Raw genomic sequence first — 1,217 nt, 5'->3', positions numbered from 1 at the left:
GTCCGGACACCTGACCTGAGGTGACCGCCGGTCACCAGGGAGGATGTTCCGATGCCTGCACCACACCCGCCTGAGTTTCGTCAGCGTGCCGTCGAGCTGGCCCGTCTGGGCGACAAACCGGTCGCCGCGCTGGCGAAGGACTTGGGGATCAGCGAGTCCTGCCTGCGCAACTGGATGGCCCAGGCCGACGCCGACGAGAACGGCTCGGCCACGAAGCTGACCAGTGCGGAGAAGAAGGAGCTTGCCGAGCTGCGACGGAAGAACCGGCAGCTCGAGATGGAGAACGAGATCCTGAAACGCGCGGCGGCGTACTTCGCGCGGGAGAACATCCTCCCAAAGTAACCTTCCCGCTGGTCCATGAACTGGCCGCGGACGGTATCGACGTCGCGGTGGCCTGCCGGGTATTGAACGTGTCCCGCTCCGGCTATTACGAATGGCGCGACCGGCCGCTCTCGATCCGTGAGGAGGAGAACGCGGTTTTGCTGAAATACATCGAACAGATCCATGCCGATTCCCGCGGCACCTACGGCTCGCCGCGGGTGCACGCCGAACTCACCCTTGGCCTGGGCTTGCCGGTCAACCTCAAACGCGTCGAGCGGCTCATGCGCGAGGCCGGCATCCAGGGCCTCTACCGGCGCCGGCGCCACCACACCACGGTCCGCGACCCGGCCGGGCAACCCAGTACTGACCTGGTCAACCGCCGTTTCGCCGCCGACGCCCCGGACCGGTTGTGGATCACCGACATCACCGAACACCCCACCGAGGAGGGCCGGATCTACTGCGCCGCGGTGATGGACGCCTACTCGCGGCTCATCATCGGCTGGTCCACCGCCGATCATATGCGCACCGAACTGGTCACCGACGCTCTCGGCATGGCCATTCTCCGCCGCCAACCCGACGGCGGCAAAACCATCCTGCATTCCGACCGCGGTTCGCAATACACCTCATGGGCTTTCGGGCAACGCCTCCGCGCCGCCGGGCTGCTCGCATCCATGGGCACCATTGGTGACTGTTACGACAATGCCATGATGGAATCGTTCTGGGGCACTCTTCAGCTCGAACTTCTCGACTCGAAAACCTGGAAAACCCGCGACGAACTTGCCAACGCGATATTCGAATGGATAGAGTGCTGGTACAACCCGAAACGGAGACACTCCAAGATCGGGATGCGCAGCCCCGCCACGTTTGAGGCCCTCAACCAGCCACCAGACGCGGCG

The 1,217-nt window shown here is 64.5% G+C and carries 2 protein-coding genes; both read left to right on the top strand.

Translation table 11 applies throughout. From position 1 onward, the window contains the following. The first annotated feature begins 51 nt into the window (after positions 1 to 51). The gene (locus H5411_RS46505; RefSeq protein ID WP_101438431.1) at positions 52 to 342 is read left to right on the top strand and encodes a transposase; all 291 of its coding nucleotides are present in this window, start codon (positions 52 to 54) and stop codon (positions 340 to 342) included. 47 nt (positions 343 to 389) lie between these two features. Further along, positions 390 to 1,217: IS3 family transposase (locus H5411_RS46500; protein WP_183128027.1), on the top strand; the 828-nt coding region annotated here is incomplete at its 3' end.

The sequence above is a fragment of the Amycolatopsis echigonensis genome, from assembly GCF_014174495.1.
Taxonomy (GTDB): domain Bacteria; phylum Actinomycetota; class Actinomycetes; order Mycobacteriales; family Pseudonocardiaceae; genus Amycolatopsis; species Amycolatopsis echigonensis.
The sequence above is the reverse complement of the archived record's forward strand: the minus strand, read 5'-3'. Positions and strand labels throughout refer to the sequence as shown.

Excerpts from the sequence above, each read along its gene's own strand:
- H5411_RS46505 (WP_101438431.1), top strand. The coding sequence starts at position 52 with ATGCCTGCACCACACCCGCCTGAGTTTCGTCAGCGTGCCGTCGAGCTG.